This is a genomic window from Actinomadura harenae (genome assembly GCF_003696215.1).
Classification (GTDB): domain Bacteria; phylum Actinomycetota; class Actinomycetes; order Streptosporangiales; family Streptosporangiaceae; genus Spirillospora; species Spirillospora harenae.
Genome location: NZ_RFFG01000235.1, coordinates 1 through 3,184 on the forward strand (window position 1 = coordinate 1; position 3,184 = coordinate 3,184).

Here is a 3,184-nt window from a genome sequence, read left to right on the forward strand (position 1 = left end):
CGCCCTTCGGGGGCGCGCCCGTCGCCACCGCGCCCTTCGGCGCCGCGCCCGTCGGGACCGCGTCCCTCAAGGCCGTGTCCGTGAAGGCCGCGGGCCTCGAGACCGCGTCCGTCGAGAGCGCGGGCGTCGGCGCCACGGGCTTCCGCGGCGCGTCCGTCGGTGATCCGCGCCTCCGCGGGCCGGGCCTCGCCGGGGACGGCCCCGGTCGCGAGGTCCCCCGCCCTGCGGGGCTCGGGGGGGCCTGGACGGCGGGAACCGAGCGGCGGCGGCGCCTCGCCCCGGTCGAGCGCCTCCAGGTGCTGCCTGATCACCCGCAGCGGGAGGTAGTGGTCCCGCTGGGCGGTCAGCACGAACCGCAGCCGCGCCACGTCGGCCGCACCGAACTTGCGGTAGCCCGACGGGCTGCGCTGCGGTTCGACCAGCCCCTCCGTCTCCAGGAAACGGATCTTGGAGATCGTGATGTCCGGAAAGTCGGCCCGGAGCAGCCCGAGAACGTCCCCGATCGTCATCAGGGCCCGGGCGGCCTGCGCGCTCATCACCCTCCCATCGTCGCCGCGTCCGGCCTGGTCCTGCCTGTTCCCGCGCCGTGCGCCGCCCCTCGCGGGGGCGGGGCGCACCGGCTCCCCCGGCGTCCCGGCGCGGGCGGTCGCCCGCGCCGGACCGCTCAGCCGTGCTGCGGGTTGGTCAGGAACACCAGGCGGAACTTGCCGATCTGCACCTCGTCGCCGCCGGACAGGCCGGCCTGGTCGATCCGCTGCCGGTTGACGTAGGTGCCGTTCAGGCTGCCCACGTCCCGCACGGAGAACCCGCCGCCCTGACGGGCGAACTCGGCGTGCTGCCGGGACACGGTGATGTCGTCGAGGAAGATGTCACTCTCCGGGTGGCGCCCTGCGGACGTGCGGTCCTTGTCGAGCAGGAAGCGGCTGCCGGCGTTCGGGCCGCGCTCGACCACCAGCAGGGCGGTGCCGGGCGGCAGCGCGTCCACCGAGACCTGGGAGGCCGCCGGCGGCCCCGGTTCCGCGGCCTCCGTGTCGAGCGCCTCGAACCCGGCGATGGAGATCGTCGAGGTCGACTCGCTCGGGGACTCCCGGGGAGGCGGGGGCTGCTGGCCACGCCGAGTCAGCGGAGTGCCGCAGTTCGAGCAGAAGCGGGCATCATCCGGGTTGGCGTGACCGCACTGCGTGCAGTAGACGCTCGGCATCGATCGGCTCGGCCTCCTACCTCCGGCGCGGCGTCCACGGCCCCCGTCCGGCTGCCGCCCGCGCCACGCGCATCCTTCGTCCAACCCACGCCGGGTCACCGTCTCGACCCGGGTGCTCGTGCTCCCGGCACGACACTCGCCATCGCGACGGTTGCCGCAACTTACGCGGGTGAGGCCCGAGGGGTCAACCGGAACGATGAGCCGGCCGCCCCCACGCTACCTTCGACAATGATCGCAGGTCTACGCCGCCGCGCGGACGGCTCGCGGACACCCGCCCGTCACCCTCCGGTGACCGGCGCGAGCCCGATCCGCCCCGCGGGGACGCGCAGCGCAGGGCGTCATGGCCCGCGCTCGCGGTCCGATCCCCCGTGATCCCCTACCCCGACCGTACCGCGCTGACGGTCATCCGCGCACGCGGGGTGACCGTCACCTCGGCCCCCAGACCACGGAGCGTGCGCACGACCCCGCCCGGGATGCCGAGCGCGGTGGCCATGGTGTGCGGGTCGCCGATGGCGAGGATCCGGTACGGCGGCGGCAGGAACCGCCCGTCGGCGAGAACTCCCTCGGGCCGGTCCACGAAGTAGGTGTCGACGCCGGCGCGGACGTCCCCGATCTGGACGACCTCGGCCCCGGCGTCGCGCAGTTCCTCCAGGGCGTCCAACAGGTTGGCGGCGCGGACGGCGCGGCGCGGGTCGGTCACGGCGATCTCGACGCCGGGTCCCTGCGCGGGGACCGTCCCCGCGAGGAGGCCGTAGTCGTCGGCGCGGCGCCGGGCCTCCTCCAGCGCGGTCTGGCCCCGGGCGTCGCGTTCCAGGCCCGCCTTGGTGCTCTCCAGGTCGCGCAGGTCGCCGCGCAGCCGCTCGGACCGCTGGGTGAGGTCCGACAGGATTCCGACCAATTCGTCCTGCCTGGCCGTGGCGAACTTGGTGTCGCGGCTGTTCGCCTGGACCTGCGTGACGATGGCGAACCCGAGCACCAGGCTGAGCAGGCCGCCCGCCAGCTGCCCGCGGGTCAGCCGGGGGCGCAGCATGTCGGTGAGCTGCGCCAGGGGCCTGCGGGACGTCCTGGCACCGGACTCCGGCTCGGGCGTCGGCTCGGCCTCGGGCGTCGGCTCGGGCTCGGGCTCGGGGGGACGGGCGGTGTCGCTCATGCGCCGAAGAGCTTCCGGCGGATGGCGGCGGCGTTGGAGAAGATCCGGACGCCGAGGACGACCACGACGCCGGTGGACAGCTGGGAGCCGACGCCGAGCTGGTCCCCGAGGAAGACGATCAGCGCGGCGAGGATGGCGTTGCCGACGAAGGAGACGACGAAGGTCTTCTCGTCGAACACGCCCTCCAGCCGGGCGCGGACGCCGCCGAACATCGCGTCCAGGGCCGCGACGATGGCGATCGGCAGGTAGGGCTGCAGCCACAGCGGCACGGTCGGGTGGAAGACCAGCCCGAGCACCACCCCCGCGACCAGCCCGATCAGCGCGATCACCGCACCACCCTCACCCTTCACTCCCTCTCGCCCGCGGGCCGGGCGTAGCGCGGCGCGGACGGCGCGGCGGCTGCCAGCCTGGCCGAGCCCTCGGTCCGCATCCCGTAGCGGAGGCCGTAGCGGTCCCGGAGGGCCGTGAGGCGCAGGTCGGCGGCCGAGCCGGTGAACGCGGCGCGCAGCCGCCCGGCGGAGCCGAGCGCGGTGACCTCGTACGGGCCGGTCAGCGGACGGTAGTCCACCAGGACGGCCTCACCCGCCGTGCGGATCGCGGTGGTGGGGGTCAGCCTCAGCCCGTTGATCGCGACGGCGGTGGAGCCGGCCGCCCAGAGTCCGTTGACCAGGATCTGAAGATCCTGATCATAGACCCGGCCGTCGTCGGCGGCGGTGTCGGATCCGCCGTCGCGGGGGGCGTCGTCCAGGGTGACGACCAGGGCCTGGCCGGTGGCGGGACGGGCCGCGGCGGCGGTCTCGGCGGCGGCCAGGACGCGGTCGGCGCGGCGTCCG

General features: G+C 75.2%; 5 protein-coding genes. All 5 read right to left on the minus strand.

Annotated features, from left to right (window positions below; genetic code table 11):
* On the minus strand, window positions 1-536 hold a 536-nt coding region (gene ftsR, locus EBO15_RS46680; RefSeq protein WP_233616864.1), incomplete at its 3' end, for a transcriptional regulator FtsR.
* Between the two features lie 128 nt (window positions 537-664).
* On the minus strand, window positions 665-1,201 hold the full coding sequence (locus EBO15_RS43030; protein ID WP_122200173.1) for an FHA domain-containing protein: 537 nt from the start codon (window positions 1,199-1,201) through the stop codon (window positions 665-667).
* A gap of 376 nt (window positions 1,202-1,577) precedes the next feature.
* Window positions 1,578-2,351, minus strand: a complete 774-nt coding sequence (locus EBO15_RS43035; RefSeq protein WP_122200174.1) for a DUF881 domain-containing protein — start codon at window positions 2,349-2,351, stop codon at window positions 1,578-1,580.
* Window positions 2,348-2,680 carry a small basic family protein gene (locus EBO15_RS43040; RefSeq protein WP_122200175.1) on the minus strand — a complete coding sequence of 111 codons (333 nt, stop codon included), beginning with the start codon at window positions 2,678-2,680 and terminating at the stop codon, window positions 2,348-2,350. The genes EBO15_RS43035 and EBO15_RS43040 overlap by 4 nt, the downstream gene beginning before the upstream one ends.
* 17 nt (window positions 2,681-2,697) lie before the next feature.
* Window positions 2,698-3,184 (minus strand): DUF881 domain-containing protein (locus tag EBO15_RS43045; protein ID WP_147481930.1); only part of this gene is annotated, 487 nt, incomplete at its 5' end.

Bases quoted from the DNA above. Each gene is read 5' to 3' on its own strand.
- EBO15_RS43030 (WP_122200173.1), bottom strand. From the start codon at position 1,201: ATGCCGAGCGTCTACTGCACGCAGTGCGGTCACGCCAACCCGGATGAT.
- EBO15_RS43035 (WP_122200174.1), bottom strand. From the start codon at position 2,351: ATGAGCGACACCGCCCGTCCCCCCGAGCCCGAGCCCGAGCCGACGCCC.